At 56.1% G+C, this 16,501-nt stretch carries 12 protein-coding genes and 1 tRNA gene; 2 read left to right on the top strand and 11 right to left on the bottom strand.

Going from position 1 to position 16,501, the window contains the following annotated elements; translation table 11 throughout:
* Positions 1-15: 15 nt before the first annotated feature.
* Together AC0LWM_RS14100 and AC0LWM_RS14095 are read right to left on the bottom strand one after the other, a co-directional pair.
* Positions 16-1,527 (bottom strand): TROVE domain-containing protein, encoded by a 1,512-nt coding sequence (locus AC0LWM_RS14100; RefSeq protein ID WP_474675586.1) that lies wholly within the window; start codon positions 1,525-1,527, stop codon positions 16-18.
* A 201-nt stretch (positions 1,528-1,728) separates the two neighbouring features.
* Positions 1,729-1,789 (bottom strand) — tRNA-OTHER (locus AC0LWM_RS14095).
* Positions 1,790-1,948: 159 nt separating this feature from the next.
* Between AC0LWM_RS14095 and AC0LWM_RS14090 the strand changes: the two genes are divergently transcribed.
* Positions 1,949-3,262: a helix-turn-helix transcriptional regulator gene (locus AC0LWM_RS14090; RefSeq protein ID WP_474675585.1), complete on the top strand. Its 1,314-nt coding sequence runs from the start codon at positions 1,949-1,951 to the stop codon at positions 3,260-3,262.
* The gene (locus tag AC0LWM_RS14085; protein WP_474675584.1) at positions 3,249-4,085 is read left to right on the top strand and encodes a WYL domain-containing protein; all 837 of its coding nucleotides are present in this window, start codon (positions 3,249-3,251) and stop codon (positions 4,083-4,085) included. The genes AC0LWM_RS14090 and AC0LWM_RS14085 overlap by 14 nt, the downstream gene beginning before the upstream one ends.
* A gap of 3 nt (positions 4,086-4,088) precedes the next feature.
* On the opposite strand, the gene AC0LWM_RS14080 is transcribed toward AC0LWM_RS14085, so the two are convergent.
* From AC0LWM_RS14080 to AC0LWM_RS14040, 9 genes are all read right to left on the bottom strand, one after another.
* Positions 4,089-4,454 carry a RidA family protein gene (locus AC0LWM_RS14080; protein ID WP_474675583.1) on the bottom strand — a complete coding sequence of 122 codons (366 nt, stop codon included), beginning with the start codon at positions 4,452-4,454 and terminating at the stop codon, positions 4,089-4,091.
* A gap of 4 nt (positions 4,455-4,458) precedes the next feature.
* On the bottom strand, positions 4,459-6,792 hold the full coding sequence (locus AC0LWM_RS14075) for an SMP-30/gluconolactonase/LRE family protein (RefSeq protein WP_474675582.1): 2,334 nt from the start codon (positions 6,790-6,792) through the stop codon (positions 4,459-4,461).
* 2 nt (positions 6,793-6,794) lie between these two features.
* Positions 6,795-7,922 carry a hypothetical protein gene (locus AC0LWM_RS14070; protein ID WP_474675581.1) on the bottom strand — a complete coding sequence of 376 codons (1,128 nt, stop codon included), beginning with the start codon at positions 7,920-7,922 and terminating at the stop codon, positions 6,795-6,797.
* A 333-nt stretch (positions 7,923-8,255) separates the two neighbouring features.
* A complete protein-coding gene (locus tag AC0LWM_RS14065) occupies positions 8,256-9,029 on the bottom strand; it encodes a creatininase family protein (protein ID WP_474675580.1) in 774 nt (257 codons plus the stop codon).
* Positions 9,026-9,778: an SDR family NAD(P)-dependent oxidoreductase gene (locus AC0LWM_RS14060; RefSeq protein ID WP_474675579.1), complete on the bottom strand. Its 753-nt coding sequence runs from the start codon at positions 9,776-9,778 to the stop codon at positions 9,026-9,028. Before AC0LWM_RS14060 ends, AC0LWM_RS14065 begins: the two co-directional genes overlap by 4 nt.
* A 1,020-nt stretch (positions 9,779-10,798) precedes the next feature.
* A complete protein-coding gene (locus AC0LWM_RS14055) occupies positions 10,799-13,198 on the bottom strand; it encodes an FAD-dependent oxidoreductase (RefSeq protein WP_474675578.1) in 2,400 nt (799 codons plus the stop codon).
* Positions 13,099-14,649 carry an extracellular solute-binding protein gene (locus tag AC0LWM_RS14050; RefSeq protein ID WP_474675577.1) on the bottom strand — a complete coding sequence of 517 codons (1,551 nt, stop codon included), beginning with the start codon at positions 14,647-14,649 and terminating at the stop codon, positions 13,099-13,101. The genes AC0LWM_RS14055 and AC0LWM_RS14050 overlap by 100 nt, the downstream gene beginning before the upstream one ends.
* A gap of 31 nt (positions 14,650-14,680) precedes the next feature.
* On the bottom strand, positions 14,681-15,544 hold the full coding sequence (locus AC0LWM_RS14045; RefSeq protein ID WP_474675576.1) for a carbohydrate ABC transporter permease: 864 nt from the start codon (positions 15,542-15,544) through the stop codon (positions 14,681-14,683).
* Entirely contained in the window at positions 15,538-16,494 is a 957-nt protein-coding gene (locus AC0LWM_RS14040) for an ABC transporter permease (RefSeq protein ID WP_474675575.1), read from the bottom strand. The genes AC0LWM_RS14045 and AC0LWM_RS14040 overlap by 7 nt, the downstream gene beginning before the upstream one ends.
* Positions 16,495-16,501: the final 7 nt, after the last annotated feature.

The raw sequence follows: 16,501 nt of genomic DNA, 5'->3' as shown, positions 1-16,501 counted from the left end.
AAACATACCTCCTAACTAACTATCGGCCTTCTGAACGATGTCCACGGCCTCAACCCGTTCTACCATCGTGCCGTAGCCTTGCGCGGATTGTGCGATATATGACAGTACCGTGTCGCTCCAGCCATAAATATAATAGGTCCTTTCGTCCTGCTGCGGAACCATCGCATGCCGGTACGGCGCAATGTCTACGACGAACGTTTTGACATCCCGATTGACTTTGGAACGGTACGAATCCAACTGACCATAGAACGGGTTGCCGCTGTTCTGCTGTTCGTCGGTGATGAGGATGATTTGATCCACTTTCACGTTCTGATGAATCAGCTTCCTTACGGGAGCGCCGGTATCCGTGCCGCCTTGGGCTCGAATCCGCTCCGCCTGACTCAATATGCTATCATGCCGGGACGGCTTCGCATCGTACACTTCCGTATCGAACAGCCAGAACAACGAGTTTCCTTTAGTCTTCTTGTACAGGGCCAGCGCGAAGATCGAACCGATTTCCAAATATTCGCCCTGCATGGAGCCGGAAATATCGAGGAATATGGCCGTGCGGCCGCCGATTTCGGGCAAGTTGTCGAAGGTTAGCTCGACCGCTTCCCGCATCGCATCCCGCAAATCGGGATGGCTCAGTTCCCGGTAGGCGGACGCAAATCTGAACGGCAATATTTTTGATTTAGCCAATGCCTCCTTGTCGGTTAATCTGCCTATGGCGTAGTCCAGATGATGTTGATCCTCGAAAACGCCCGCCCGTTGCAGTGCGTTCAAATGTCGCAGCAGCGCAAACGTCGGCATTTGGTACATGATCGAAGCCCAGATTGCTGTCGAAGGCTTGATCGCGCTTGTGACCGTTTCGTAAGGAAGCTTCCCCCGCTCGATCCAGGCGAGCTGCTCCTCCTCCGTTTCTGCCCGTTTCAGCGACTCCAGCGCTTCGATTTGTGGCAACAAGGACAAGTTGGCTTCCAGTCCCCTCAAATAGCGGAACAACGCTTGCTGCTTCAGATCGGCAGGCTTCGGATGCGCCGTGGCGATCGCGTCTCCCAGATTGTATCCCCGGCCGCGGCCGTTGTATTTCAACGCCCAATATTCGGACACGCCGTCAAGGAAACGATTCACTTGCCGCTTCACCGCTCTTCCGCCTTCGCCGCGCCCCAAGCCTTGCAATATCGTCAGGAAATCGGACAAATCCGAAGGAATGCGTACGACCTGCAAGAAGATTAATGCGAACAAATCAGGACGGTAACCGGAAAGTACAGCTAGACCGAATAATGGCTGCAGTCGCATAAAGCCTTCGTTACGGGCATAGACGATGGCCTTCGCCATAAACGCTGGATTGGCTGTCGCCATTTCGTGATGAAGCTGTGCGGCATCGGTTAGAAGTTCTTTTTGATCCGAATAAAAGATGTTTTGCATCGTATTGGTAAGCAGCGTCTGCAAATATTGCTCCTCGGCAGAGCGCGTATATGCGGGATATTGGTGTTTATTCAGCGCGTTCGGCAGGATGGAACCAAACAGTTTTTTGGCGATGCTCATCGGGTAATACCTCCTTAATTGACCGTGAGGAAAAAGCGGGACAGGCTTGCTGCAGGAGTCGAACCTGCCGTATTGCCCAGTTCATCAAATTGGTCGCTTGAGTGCGAAGTAACCCGTCCCAGCGCCTCACGAATTGGAGAACACCCGAGGAAAATGGTTGGAAAGGTACATGCTGCTCTACCCCTGAGCTATTCCGCTTTGCAGCGGAAGTTGGATTCGAACCAACGGCCGGCCGATTTAAAGTCGAAGTAACCCTTCCGAGCGCCTCGGTGTTCTCTTGTTGATCTCATTTTCACTCATTTGGCTGCCCGCGAACATGGCGAAAGTATTACGACGCAGAAAAAGTTTGCCATTTTCTCCAAATCTCCCGCCTGTTACAATAAGAAAAGCTTCTATCAACGGACGAACGGAGGGAACACGAATGGCGAAGGAAAGCTTTGACAAAGAAATTCAGTTTTTGCGCATGCTTGTCCTGACAAGCGGCGCGTACAGCCGCCAACAATTCGCCGATCGTCTCGGCATTTCGGTACATACCTTCGACAAGACCATCCGCAAACTCAAAGATATCGTCAGTGCCGTTCACCGGCAGCTGCCGGAAGAGCAAAGCAAGGAATTCGCCGAATCGCTTCGCTTCAACTATTACGACTCGACCGATCCGCTGCTGTTGTTCCTGTTCCGCGCCAAATCGCTGAAGGAGTCGGAAAGCCAAAGAATTGCAATGCTGCTCGCGGCTTTGCACGAGAACTCTCTGACGGCAATGGAGCTTCTCGATTTGTGCAGCAGCGGCGTTGCTTTGGAAGCGGCACTCCCCGACGAGAAGACGATACGCTCGGACCTCAAATATTTGGAGGAGGTCGGTGTCATTAAGCGAGAGCCTGGAGTTCGTCCTTTTCGTTACCGCCTGCACAACGATTTGGTTCGCGAGCTCACCGACGATGAGCTTCTCGATTTGTTCGACTTCGTCAGCGTGATGGCCAACACGCAAATTCCTTCCGTTCAAGGCTACTTGCTTCGCGACGGACTGAAAAAGCACATCGCCCGCAATCATGCGGAACCGGTTGCCGTCGAGCCTTTTTTATACAAATATCATTATTACTCGCGCATCCTGGACGAAGCTCACTTGTTTACGATCATGAGCGCGATTCGAAATCATCGCTACGTGAAATTTTTATATTTTTCGCCCAAAGCCGAGAAAAGCTATGCCTCCCGGAATACGAATCCGCTGTTCGAGCGGGGGACGAACGGAAAGCAAGAACAAGCTTTGCCGCTAAAGATCGTTTACGACCATCAATACGGAAGATGGTATATATTGTCCTATGATGGGCGCATGGGAATCCGGAAATATCGCATGGAAGGACTAACGCAGATCGAGCTGGAAGAACCGGCCGATGAAGCATTTTTTGCGGAGAAGCAAGCGGAGCTGGAGGACAAAATCCGATACAGCTGGCTGATCGATACGGGGAAACCGGTTAAGGTGCGCGTACGCTTTTTCAATCCGGGGGAGAATCAACCGAACTTCGTGAAGGAGCGGGTCATGCTGCAAGGCCAGTGGGGGCAGATTGTGGAGGAGGACGAGATCTCGTTCGTCTATGAAATCACGGTCAACGGCACGACGGAGATCAAGCCTTGGCTGCGCAGCTTCGGGTCCAGCTGCGAAATTCTCGAACCCTCCCAGTTTCGCCGCGAGATGATCGCGGAGTGGAAGGAGCTACAATCGTATTATGAATCTGTTTGAAAAGATTTTTAACTACCAGATCATTTCCCGGCTTGAAGATTCGGGTGCATTCATGGTGACGTCCCACGAACGCGCGTGGCTCAAAATGATGCTGCAGCATCCTGCGGCACTAGACGCCTTCTCCGCCGACACCTTGGAGAAACTTCAAAGCCTGCTGCTTGGCGACGATCCGATGAACACCGAGGAGCATTTGCTGGAGAGAGCACGAAGCCGTGAAAAGCAAGCGTACCATCCGCTATTGCGGCCGCTGCGCCGTTTTATTATGAACAAGCAAGGCATTCGGATCACCTATCGGATCAAGGGGGGACGGGAATATTCCGATCAATCGGGGATTCCTTACAGATTGGAGTACTCCATGGTCAAAAGGGAATGGTACCTGCTATGGCACCACTCCCGACATCGTTCCTTTATGAGCACCCGGCTGCACAACATTATCGTCGTGTCGGAGGAATCCGTCCCTTCAACCCGATTCGAGCGTACGCTTGCAGATATGGAGCGGACGCTGTACGGCCGAAAGGAAACAGCCGTCATTCAAGTCGTTCAAGCGTACAACCCGGAGCTGTCCAGAATTTTATACGCATTTTCTTGTTTCGAGAAACACGTGCATTACGACGAAGAAGCAAACCTGTATCATATTCATGTCAGCTTTCTTGGAGATGAGAGCGAATACGTCCTGTCCAAAATCCGTTTTCTCGGCAAACGCGTCCGTGTCGTCGACAACGATTATTTCATTCGCAGGATGCTGGAATCTTCGACCAAGGCGCTTGAACGCTATGGGATCGGGATAGAGACTGGTACGGAACGGTCCGAATTGTCTGAATAAGCGTTACTTCTTCACCGCAATCGCGTCGATCTCGACCAAAATATCGAAGTTCAAATCGCAATATACAACCGTCCGGGCGGGCAGAGGGTGCTGAAAATATCGTTTGTACACCTGATTGAATGCATCGTACAGGCTGCGCTCCTTCAAATAAACGCCCATCTTGACGACGTCGTCCAGATCAAGGCCCGCTTCCTGCAGGATGACGCGGATATTTTCCAGCGTTTGCACGGTTTGCGACTCGATGTCCGGGCCGACCACCACGCCGTCAAGCAGCCCGCCTTGCCCGGAAACGAACACGAACGATTCCGTTGCGATCCCCGACGAAAACGGCTTGCCTTCAGCCGATGACGAGAAAATTTCTTGCTTCATGCAGCTATTCGCCTCCTTCCGTTAGTGAAATCCCGATATCCCTGTCTTTCCCCGCAACCTCCGTAGCCCCCGTATACCGGACGATGCAGCCGTATTGCTCTCCCGACGCCACATAGAGTGTATCCTCCTCTCGGGCATACGCCAGGCAAGAAATGTGGTGGATGCTGGCCCACTCCGAATCGAGCTCGTACATCGGGTTATTGTCCTTGATGACGCGTGGTCTGCCCAAATCGACAAAACCGTTTTCCCCCGAAAAATAAAACACGTGCCCCGCATCCTTCTCCCCGCCGTAAATGCCTGCAACTGCATTGTCGCCCAGCTTGATGAAATTGCGCAGCTGGCCGCTCGAGAACAACCTGCCGTATACCGTCCGGCGGCTCAGATCGGGGGAAAGCGTAAAGAGCATGCCGTCGTGCGTACCGGCTACGATCGTACCGTCCGCGAGTACGGCTCCCCCCGTCATCGTCGCCCGGAATCCACGCCCGCGGATGGATGCGGCTTTTACTTGCAGAGCTTCGCTGCGTTCGTGAACGGCATCGTACAAGCGGATTTCGTCGCTCTTGCCGGATAACAGCCAGCATGTGTCGCTTATGCGGAGGATATGCGCATCGGCTGCATGGAGCTGAATGTTGGCGAGTTTACGCAAATTGCCCCCGCCAATGGCGCCTTTGTTGCTGCAATCGCCGCCGCTTGAACTGTCCAATAAATAAAACGCTCCGTCTCTATCGCTTGCTAGTATACTTCCCGTTCCCGCGTGGAGCGCGCCGTGAAGCTTGACTAGTTCGACACCCTCGGGAGCAGGAATTGTTCGCGTTACGCTTCCGATATCAGGATCGATATAAACGATGCATCCGTCCGTAGCAAGCATCGCGATCATCCCTTCGTTAACGTCGACGCAGGACAATGGAGCGCCCCCCTCGTACACGGTCAAAATCCGGGAAGGCGAGTCGCCTGCGTCGCCGAACTCAGCTAGATAGGTTCGATCCTTGCCGCTTAAGCTGTATATTTTGCCGTTCAATGCCTTCAAATGGATGATCGCCGTATCGCGCCAGTTCAGATGCTGGTGAAGCGGCAGCGTTAGGGTAGCTTTTGCTTCGATTTGCATATACGTCGCAGGATCGCCGCCTGAATGGAAGTTCGGCTCCACGTACGGCTCGATGGGCAGCTTCGGCGAATCGCCGGACGGAACTTGCAGCCGCTTGACGTCCACCGCCACGATATAAGGCGAGAATTGGCCGCATACGTCGACCATATGGAGCCAGCCTTCCCGGTCGAACAGCATCTCGCAAATGTATTGCGATGCTTTGCCTCTCGGAGCGATCAGGCCAAGGTTCTCCGGTTGCCCGCCTCTCAGAATGTCCCAGCGAACTAGCCGAATCGGCAAATCCTCGTCGTAGGTTTTGAGCCCGTAATATATGACGAAGTTTTCGTCCGCGGCCAATCCGCCGATCAGGTACATTTTTTCGGGGACTTCGCCGGGCAGGTGGATGTGGCCGTGCCGGGTCAGCTCTAACGTCTCCGGATGCAGCTCGAGCATTTCCCCATCGCAATTGTCGACCAGGAAAAGCGAGCCGCGAGGCGAGTTCAAGGCAAAAATAAATTGCCTGCGCACCTTCGTCCCGTTCGGCGAATGAAAGCTTATTTTCAAATCCTCGATTTCATCCCTCTCGGGATCGTACCGCCACAGCCCTCCCGTATACGCGCTGCCGTACAACCGTCCGCGTTCGTCCTTCGCCAGCCGGCACGACGAAAATTCGGACACTTTGCCGTAATCCCGGACCTCGTTCGTTTCCAGATCAAGCCGGTAAAAATGCCCGCGCATATACCCGAGAAAATAATAAAACCGCGGGTCGTTGCCGAGCATGCCGCCATACATGCTTTCCCTCGGCACGGGGATGCCCCTGACCTGAACTTCGTTCGTGTCGGGGTTCACGAACATGACGATCGAGCCGGGGTACCCTTCCCACGGATGCTCGTAATGCTGCTCGTACAGCCAATACGGATGGCCTTGCGCGGGAGCCGTGTTGTGAGTCGCCATGATGAGCCTTCCGTCCGGCAAAAAGTCGATGCTCGTATGGATTTTGCTCGGCGGCATTTGCTCCGGGTGCACGATCCAAATATCGGCCACGTCAAAAATAAGCCGAAGCTCCCCCGTTTCCGGGTAATATTCATACAGCAGGGCCGTCAGTGGCCTTTCGTTTTCGCCGCATATGCTAATAAAAAAACGGCCATCGGGAGATCGTACGAAATCCCAGACCGCATTATGGCCCCGCTCATTCGGCAGCTGCACGAAACGCGTCAGCTCCTCGGGGATGCCCGCATATAAATTGTGCCGCAACGTTAATCTCCCCCACTCGCGATAGATTGATAATGTACGTGAAGCTCCGGCGTATCGAGCTTTCTTCCGGAATATAACGACTCCACGGCGTAATAGATGATTCCCGTGGAAAATAACGTCCGTTCCATCGGAAACGGCGGTTTGCGCGTGATGATCATCGTTTCGATCATGCGGGTCAACCGTTCAAAATGAGCGAAAGGCCGATCGTTGTCGCTGTTGCAGCGTGCCGCAACGATGCGGCCTTCGTCGTCGCGGAAGGCATATGCCCACTGCTCCACCAGCCGCTTGAACTGGATCATGTAGCCGTGCGCGCCGTCCGCGTAGTGGACCGTGACGAGGATTGGGTCGGGTTCAAGTTCCCGGAGTGATGCAGTTGTTGGCAGGTCGGGATAAGTCGCGAGCGCTTCAAGCAGCAGCTCCTCCGGCCACTCTCCCCTGTCCATCGCTGCCCATGCTGCGCCTTCTCCCGTGATGGTTTGCACCGATGCGATGCCGCTCTCCCCGCCGGATCGTTGTTCGGCGATCGATTGCAGCACATCCGCACCGTGAAAGCCATAGGACTCGAAGCCGTCGGAGAAGCTGACGACAAGAAATTTCCGCGCGGTTTGCAGCAGCCTCGGGTCGTACGCCGGTACAGGATCGGTATGCGGGATCGATGAACCGCCCAGAAACGGGACGTTTCGCGATTTTATCGCATGATACATCCAGAGCGCATCTTCCAAGTTGTAGGCGAGATGCTTGTCGGAGAAGATCGGCACGACAAGCCCGAGCTCATCGAGTGCCGTTATCGTCTCCTCGAGGAAACGGCGGCGCGGGTACAGCATTTGCCCTTTTTCGTTAGTCGGGTAGTCGCCGTGCTCGCCGATGAGAATGACGCCGTCAACCGGTCCGTCGGCATGCCCGGCTTTTACCGCTTCGAAGATCGTGTCGCAAATCCGAACGCCGCACCGCGCAGCCGCTTCCCGGCTCATGTCGTTCGCGGGCACCTGATCGGTATAGATCGAAACAACATCAACGCTCGGGACGTATCCCATATCGCCGAGCAGACGACCCAGAATAACGTCCGCATGGGAGTTGTACCGATATTCGGTCACGATTACCGCAACCTTCGGTTTCGTTTTGTTGTTCATACGTAGTCCCTCCTTTTCTTCGTTGATTGCCCGTATTGGGCGCTGCCCGTTTAGCCTGCTGACCTGGTGTCGGCTTATGACCTGCGACCTGCTAGCGGCATATGACCCGCTAAGCATGGCAAGTGCTACAACCTTTGCTGGTTATGGCTTGCTGTCACTTTGTGAACTGCCGCTGGATATGGCCTGCTGTCACTTTGTGAATTGCCGGATATGGCCAGTTGCCACTTACGACCTGCTGTTGCCTGGTGTGGCTGCAATTGGTGCTTCTAAACATCGTTTTCTCTAGGTGCGCCCCAGTGGATAGTCTGTCCCCAACATTGCGCAGCGCAGCTCCTAAACTTCCGTCCCCATCGTACGAATGGTTCGAACAAGCCACTCCGCAACGCTCTCCACGATGGCGTCCAAATATATCATGCCTTTCTCCGCAGTTGCCTTCACTGCCGCATCGGTGTAACCGTCGGCGCCCGTCAGTTCGCCATGCTTGCCGACGAAGGTGCCCGGGACGCTTTCGTGAATCCATCGCCGGCTTTCATGCACCGGCTCGATTCGATCGGTTCGTACCGTATCCGGCTGGATCGCCAGCACGGCTGCCGTCTCGAAGCCACCCGCATGGCCGGGGACGAAACCGACCTCGGAAGCGTTCACGTTCCGCAGAGCCTCGCGGGCGATACTCCAGTAGGACGCCGATGCCGTCCAGATCGGATGGCGGACGGCCAAGTCGTTCGCCGTCTGGTGCATGATCGGCTCGTTCCCGCCGTGGCCGTTCAGGAAAATGATTTTGCGAAAGCCACCCGCTACGAGGCTATCTCCAATATCTCGCAGCACTTTCAGATAAGTAGACGACGTGAACGATAAGGTTCCGCCGTAAGCTAAATGATGTTGCGAGCAGCCGATCGTCAGCATCGACGCCACCAGCAGGGATACTTGCTCGGCGGCTTGCTCTGCCGATCTGCGGACGATTTCTCCGCTGATGAGGCTGTCGGTCATCACCGGCAAATGCGGGCCGTGCTGCTCCGTCGCGGCCAGCGGGACGATGACGGCGCAGCCTTGTCGCGCCAGCTCGGAAATCGATTCTCGCGTGTGGTGCTCCATGGCCAGTCGGTTCATACGTGAAACCCCCCGTCGACGGTATATAACGCCCCGGTGACATAGCTGGCGGCATCTGACAATAAAAATGCGGCCACTTCGTTGATTTCGTCCGCCCTTCCGCTTCGGCCGAGCCGACTGTGACGCCGCATGGAGTCCTTCGATTCCTCGGATTGAGCCGCCAGTACCTCGTCCGACTTGAAGTCGCCGGGTACCAGCGCGTTGGCGCGAATGCCGTATTGCGCATAATCCGCGGCCAATACCCGCGTCAATTGGTTGACGCCCGCTTTGGCAGCCCCGTATGCGAGACAGCCGAGCTGCGGCACTTGTCCCAGTATCGACGACGTGTTTACGATGGAGCCGCCGCCGGCGCGAATGAGCAGCGGAATGGCGTGCTTGCACACGAGGAAGGTGCTCGTCAACGTCCCGGTGATCGTAGCCTCCCACTCCTCGAGCGATAGTTCAAGCGCCGGCTTCCACACGTTCGTGTACACGTTATGGTACGTGCCGTCCAGACGCCCGAAACGACACTCGACCTCGTTCATGACGGCAATGACCTCGTCCTCCCGGCACAGATCGGCTTGCCGGAACGCGAATCGGTCACGGCCATAATGTTCCGCCGCTTCCCGGGCCTCCGGGAAGCGATCCATCGGCTCGCGATCGCAGGCGAACACGGTCGCCCCTTTGGCAAGAAAAAGACGGATCGCCGACCGACCCGCCGCTCCCAAACCTCCCGTTATGAGCACAACTTTATCGTTTAAATTACTCATCGTATTCACCGCACATATTGGAATAGAGTGCAATTGATGCTTATGAGCACATTGGCATTTTGAGTACTTTCGGCATTGTTAGATACAATCGGCATTTTGAGTACTTTCGGCATTGGGTACAATCGGCATTTTGAGCACAATCGGCATTTTGAGTACAATCGGCATTTTGAGTACTTGCACTATTGTTGAACATTCCAATAACTGCAAAACCTCCAGTTAATTTACGCCCAACTGCTTGTTTTCGAACAATTAACTGGAAAACCTGTATTTATTTTTGGCGATTCATCGGATTTCCGAATATATCCGTAATTTTAAGGTCATGTTTTCCAGTTATTTTTACCAGATAAGTTGATCCACTTAAATTACATGCATGTTTTCCAGTTATTTATAGAGCATGCTGGTCATTCAAGCGTTTTAATCCACCAGATGATCATTAGGGGCTATGACTCGCTAAGCAAGGACTTGAACTTGTACTTGGATTTTGGGAAAGCTCATGACCAAGTAGCCTAGAAACCGCCACACGGTTTACTCCGCGTAACATCGGACCTTGTAAATTGCGGCGAACAAATCGCCGTTCGTCGCGTGCACGGTCACGCGCACCCGATCCGTCAGCAGCGGCTCCATTCACTCCGCGTAACATCGGACCTTGTAGATTGTGGCGAACAAATCGCCGTTCGTCGCGTGCACGGTCACGCGCACCCGATCCGTGAGCAACGGCTCCATTCACTCCGCGTAACAGCGGACCTCGTAAATCGCCGCGGACGGATCGCCGTTCGTCGCGTGCACGGTCACGCGCAGCCGATCCGTCAGCAACGGCTCCATTCACTCCGCGTAGCAGCGGACCTCGTAGATCGCCGCGGACGGATCGCCGTTCGTCGCGTGCACGGTCACGCGCACCCGATCCGTCAGCAGCGGCTCCATTCACTCCGCGTAACATCGGACCTTGTAGATTGTGGCGAACAAATCGCCGTTCGTCGCGTGCACGGTCACGCGCACCCGATCCGTGAGCAACGGCTCCATTCACTCCGCGTAACAGCGGACCTCGTAAATCGCCGCGGACGGATCGCCGTTCGTCGCGTGCACGGTCACGCGCAGCCGATCCGTGAGCACCGGGTGCTCGGCCGCAATCGCGCGGCGCTGCTGGTAATTATCGCGGATCGCGCCAAGCTCGATCCACCGGCCGTCGACCCAGGCTTCCGCCGAAACGTCCTTCGGACATTGCGGGTCGCGGTACAGCGGCGGATATTGCCGATAGTCGCGCAGCAGGTGGCCCGGGAACGTCAGCTCCACCCGGCCAATCGCAACCGGCTGCGCCCAACGCAGCTCCAGCGATTGCGGCAGCGGCTGCGACGGATCCGAGCGCCATAGGTTCGTCCCCCGGTAAGGGCGAGTAACGCCGCTCAGCACCTGCCCTGCGCCGTAGCAGCGCTGCGGCGGCTCAATGCGATAGCTCATCATTTCGCCTAGACCGTAACGGCGCATCGCCCCGTTTCCTAAGTCATAGGCGCTCACATGCCCCGGCTCCACCGCGCGGGCGGCATGCCACCGAATCGCCGGGTTCGCGCCCAAATCGAGCCGGACGTACCTCCCCTGCAGCGCCGATACATCCACGCCGACCGGCCACTCGACCCATAGGTCGCGGCCCGGTGTCACCTCCAGCGTCGCCTGAGCCAACACGCGCCCCGGCCCCGGGTCGACGCGGTAGTCCCACAGATGCTCGACCTCGACCAATCGCGCTTCGACGCGCTGCACCGCGTCGGCCTCGTTATCGAGGCACACCGCGAGCCGCTCGATCCGCTCCGCGCCGACGGCGATCCACTGCCCGCGCAGCGCGTCCAACGCGCCGGGTTCGCGCCAGCCCTCGGCATCCCGCGGCAGCGGCTCGCCTCCGGCCAGCGCCGCTTCGCTGCTCGCCGCAACCGACGCGAGCCGCGCCACATCGCGCGGGTCGTCGTTCGCGGCGTTCGGCAGGAAGCAGCCATCGCGCAGCAGCGCCTGCTGCACGTCGCGCGCCGGCACCTGCCGCACGGGCACGCCGCCTCGCACCGCAAGAGCCGCCGCGGTTCCGGCCGCCTGGCCCATCAGCGCGGTCGTGCCCATGACGCGCACCGTGCCGAGCGCGACGTGCGTCACGCTAACATTGCGGCCCGCCATCATGAGGTTGTTCATGTCACGCGCAATCAGCACGCGCAGCGGGATGCCGTAAGGGCCGACATAGCTCTTCGACATGTACGCGGCGCCATGCCCCGCTACCGCGGACTTCTCGCTAAACTCGGCAAGCAATCCGCCCGGCTCGTGCAAATCGATGAACCAGCCGCCGTAGGCGACCTCATCGGGAAACACGGTCCGCTGCAGCGGGTCGTGCTCGGTCATCAGGTAATCGCCCATAATGCGGCGGCTTTCCCGCTTGCCCGGCACTTGGCCGACCCAATCCAGCCCGTAGTTGACCGCTTCGTCCTTCAGCCGCGGGTCGCGGTTTTTGATCCAATCCCACACGCCGAGCACATGCCGGGTCAACTCGTGGCGCAGCGTTTCGTTGTCGTAGATCGTATGCCACGGCACGGACAACTCGATCCACCAAAACCCGCTGCGCTGGTCCCCCGGCCACCTTCCCTGCTTGTAGAAAAAGTCCGGATTCTCGTACCGCACCGCCCAAGAAGGAGCCGTAAACGGCACAGGCCGTCCCATATCCTTCGCCTTGAAGTGAATCGAGTTGCCCATTACGGCGGCGCTCGCCTGCTCCGGCGCGTGCGGTTCGCCGAATTCGTCCCGGCCTTCCGTGCCGAGCCGCCACTCGCATCCCGCAAACGCGGCCACGACGCCATCCCCCGTGCAATCGATAAACGAATCCGCGTACAGCGTCAGCTCCGTCTCGGCATGGCCGACGTGCCCGACAACCGCCTCGATCGTCCTGGCATCCCCATCCCGCATCTTCACAGCGGATATCGTCGTGTTCAGCCGGAACGTCAAATTCGGCGTCGTCATCGCCATGTCATAAAGCACCAGATCCCAAACGCTGTTGATATACCCGTTATCGAACGTCGGCGCCTCATGGTTCACGGCCCGCTCCTCGATCAGCAGCTCGGAGATGATGCCCGTCTCCCTGGCATACGCATGGAAGCTCGCAGCCCCCTGCGGGGGGACGCGAATTTCCGAGGAGCTGTTGCCGCCGAACACCGGCCGATCCTGCACGAGGCATACCCGAGTGCCGTGCCGGGCCGCGGCAACGGCGGCGCAAAAGCCCGCCAGCCCGCCGCCGCACACGACAATGTCGTACCGTTCCTCCACGGAACGAAAATTCTCTTGTGCCCCCGTCATAATCATTTCAAGAATCCTTGGTCTTTCAATATTTTGGCGGCTTCCTCCGTACGGGACGTAATGTTGAATTTCGTATTCAGCGTGTTGATGTAATCGTCCCATTCCGCGAGCGGCCGCTTGTCGTACATGAACTTGACCAGTTCTTCGTATTCGAAACGATCGTCGGCGATAACGCCTTCAGGCGGAGGAATAAGCGCGCTGTAGATCGAAATGCGCGGCTGGTTCATCGCGAATTCGATATAAGGTCCTTGGTTGGCGAACTTGATTTTCAAATATTCCATTTCCGCGCGGCCGGTCAACTGCTCCTGATAAGCGTAGCCAAGCTCGCCCATGGCCGGCAGCGCGACGATTTTGCCGTCCTCCATTTTATAATGAGTGCCTTCGACCCCGTAGTTGACCGTGTCTTGCCCCTTGCCCGGAGAAGTAATGTAGTTAAGATACTCCAGCACCTTGTTCAGCTTGTCGGGTTCGTTCTCGAGCGTTTTGGACAAAGCGATCAGTCCTTGGGAGCTGCCTACATCCCACGTGCCTTGGAATTTGCCGCCCGGTCCTTCAAGCGCGTCGAGCTGCACCCATTCGGCGTTCGGATTGATTTCTTTCCAAATCTTCACCTTCGCGTCGACGCTCATCGACGGCCAGTTGCTGTAAATAACGCCGGCTTGCCCTTTGAACGCCTTGTCGTTCGGATTCTGGTTCGTCAACACTTCCGGATCGACCGCGCCTGCCTTGATCAAATCGGCAATGTAAGCGATCGCGTCCTTCATTCTTGGATCCACGGTGGAATATTCGGCTTTGTTGTCCACGATCATCCAGTTGCCGGGATTCGCCACGCCGAACGCGGTGAATATGCCGCTGAACGCCGGCAGATCGGCTCCCGTCAGGCCGTACGTATCTTTGTTGTTGTTGCCGTCCGGATCGTTCTCCGTGAAGGCGATGAGCACTTTTTTGAAGTCTTCGAGCGTTTTTGGCGTTTCAAGCCCCAGCTTCTTCAGCCAATCCGCCCGAATCCAATACGTATGCATCGGAATCGACGGCCGTTTGTCGAGCGCGTAAATTTTGCCGTTATACTTTCCTTTGTTGAGTAGCGCTTCATCGTACGCCTGCTTAATATTCGGCATTTTGTCGAGATATTTCCCGATATCGAGCAACAAATCCTGATCCGCCAGCTGCCTCATCAGCGTTTTGTTCACCGAGAACACATCGGGCGGCGTACCACCGGTAATTTTGGCGGTCAGCACCTGGTTGTATTCCGTCACCCCGATATTAAAATCCATCACCATGTTCAAATCTTTGTTCAGCTGTTGAATGATCGGGTCTTTATCCTGCGGCGGATTGCCGCCCCCGCCCTGAATGAATACGGAGAACTTGACCGGTTCCTTCGGCGTCTCGGCTTGCGCGCCGTTGTCCTTGTCGGTATCTGGCGTCTCGTTTGTTGCCTTCGGCGTATCCTTATTCGTTTCTCCCGCCTTGTCCCCACTTCCCCCGCAACCTGCAAGTACCATGCTGAGGCCGATGAACAGTGCCATCACGCCCGTGACCCACTTCTTCTTCATTTGGCGAACACCTCTTCCAATGATTTTTATCTTAACCTTTGACCGATCCGAGAAGAACCCCTTTGGTGAAGTGCTTCTGGATGAAAGGATAGATAACGACAATCGGCAAAGCGGTAATGACGACCGCCGCCATCTGCAGCGATATCGTCGGCAGCGTTTCTTCGATGTTGACCTCCGGCGTCTGGCCGGCGCGCAAAATGCCTTGCAGCATGACCTGCAGCGGATGCAGCGTTCGATCGCTGACGTACAGAATCGCGGCAAAAAACTCGTTCCAATGCCCCACCGCGTAAAATAACCCGATCGTCGCCATAATCGGCATCGATAACGGAAGCACGATGCGAATCAGAATGCCGGTTTCGCCCGCACCATCCATACGTGCCGCCTCGTCCAGGCTTTCCGGCAAATTTTCGAAGAACGCTTTCATGACGAGCAAGTTGAAGGAACCGATCGCGCCGGGCACGATCATCGACCATACCGTATTGAGCAATCCCGTTTCTTTGACAATCAGATACGTTGGGATCATCCCGCCGCCGAACAGCGTGGTGAACACAATCATCAGCAGGAAAACATTGCGTCCCGGCAAATATTTCTTCGCCAACGGATAGGCCATGAGTGAAGTCAGTACAAGATTGACGAACGTGCCGACTACGGTGATGAATATCGTGACGCCGAACGCGTGCGGAATGAGATCGTCCTGCAAAAATGCTTTGTACGCCGCAAGCGTAATTTTGCGCGGGATGACGAGAAATCCGCCGTGCTTGAGCACTTCGCTGTACGGGGTGAGCGATACGCTGATGACGTACATGAGCGGGAAAATGATGCTGACGACAAGACCCGCGAGGAGCGCGTATACGATGAACATGTACACCCGGTCTTTCCAAACCGACGTCACCATATCGATCCCTCCCAACGCTTCGCCAGCCGGTTCGCCCCAACGATCAGCACGACGCCGATGAGCGTCTTGAACAATCCGACGGCCGTCGCCAGGCTAAAGTTCATGTCGACGAGACCTACGCGGAACACCCACGTGTCGATAATGTCGGCAACCGGATATACATGCACGTTGTACATGATGTAGATTTGCTCGAATCCGGCGTCGAGCACATGCCCGAGCCGAAGCACGAGCAGCAGCATAATGACGCTGCGGATGCCGGGGAGCGTGATGTGCCAGATCATGCGAAAACGTCCTGCGCCGTCGCAGCGCGCGGCCTCGTACAGCGTCGGATCGATGCCTGCGATGGCGGCCAAATAAATGATCGCGCTCCAGCCGACATGCTGCCAGACGCCGGATCCGACCAGTATGCTGCGGAACCAATCCGTCGAAGTCAGGAACGGGATCGCTTGCCCGGTCGCCGATTTGATCCATTGGTTGATCAGGCCGTCCGTCTGCGACAGCAAGGCGATGACGAGACCGTTAATAATGACCATAGAGAGGAAATGCGGCAAATAGCTGACCGTCTGCACGAAACGTTTGTAGAAGGAATGCCGCACCTCGTTCAACAGGATGGCAAGTATGATGCCGGGCGGCATCCCCCATACGAGTTTGTACAGGCTGATGAGCAGCGTGTTGCGCAATGTCTGGAAAGCGTAAGGCGAATCGTAGAACATTTTGAAATACTTGTACCACGGATCCGCCCAAGAGCTTCCGAAAATGCCTTTGACGATGTTATAGTCTTTGAATGCGATAATCGCGCCGTACATCGGCGCATAGACATAGATGGCGTAATATACGATACCGGGCAGCAGCATCAAGTAAAGCGCACGGTATTTCCAGATCCAATGCCATATTGTGCGGCGCTTTTTTGTCGCCGATTGCGGGGCTGCCACGATTTGTGCATCCACCATACGATCC

The organism is Paenibacillus sp. sgz302148 (genome assembly GCF_056120465.1).
The sequence above is the reverse complement of the archived record's forward strand: the minus strand, read 5'-3'. Positions and strand labels throughout refer to the sequence as shown.

Excerpts from the sequence above, each read along its gene's own strand:
- AC0LWM_RS14100 (WP_474675586.1), bottom strand. The coding sequence starts at position 1,527 with ATGAGCATCGCCAAAAAACTGTTTGGTTCCATCCTGCCGAACGCGCTG.
- AC0LWM_RS14090 (WP_474675585.1), top strand. The coding sequence starts at position 1,949 with ATGGCGAAGGAAAGCTTTGACAAAGAAATTCAGTTTTTGCGCATGCTT.
- AC0LWM_RS14085 (WP_474675584.1), top strand. The coding sequence starts at position 3,249 with ATGAATCTGTTTGAAAAGATTTTTAACTACCAGATCATTTCCCGGCTT.
- AC0LWM_RS14080 (WP_474675583.1), bottom strand. The coding sequence starts at position 4,454 with ATGAAGCAAGAAATTTTCTCGTCATCGGCTGAAGGCAAGCCGTTTTCG.
- AC0LWM_RS14070 (WP_474675581.1), bottom strand. The coding sequence starts at position 7,922 with ATGAACAACAAAACGAAACCGAAGGTTGCGGTAATCGTGACCGAATAT.
- AC0LWM_RS14065 (WP_474675580.1), bottom strand. The coding sequence starts at position 9,029 with ATGAACCGACTGGCCATGGAGCACCACACGCGAGAATCGATTTCCGAG.
- AC0LWM_RS14060 (WP_474675579.1), bottom strand. The coding sequence starts at position 9,778 with ATGAGTAATTTAAACGATAAAGTTGTGCTCATAACGGGAGGTTTGGGA.
- AC0LWM_RS14055 (WP_474675578.1), bottom strand. The coding sequence starts at position 13,198 with ATGGGACGATTACATCAACACGCTGAATACGAAATTCAACATTACGTC.
- AC0LWM_RS14050 (WP_474675577.1), bottom strand. The coding sequence starts at position 14,649 with ATGAAGAAGAAGTGGGTCACGGGCGTGATGGCACTGTTCATCGGCCTC.
- AC0LWM_RS14045 (WP_474675576.1), bottom strand. The coding sequence starts at position 15,544 with ATGGTGACGTCGGTTTGGAAAGACCGGGTGTACATGTTCATCGTATAC.
- AC0LWM_RS14040 (WP_474675575.1), bottom strand. The coding sequence starts at position 16,494 with ATGGTGGATGCACAAATCGTGGCAGCCCCGCAATCGGCGACAAAAAAG.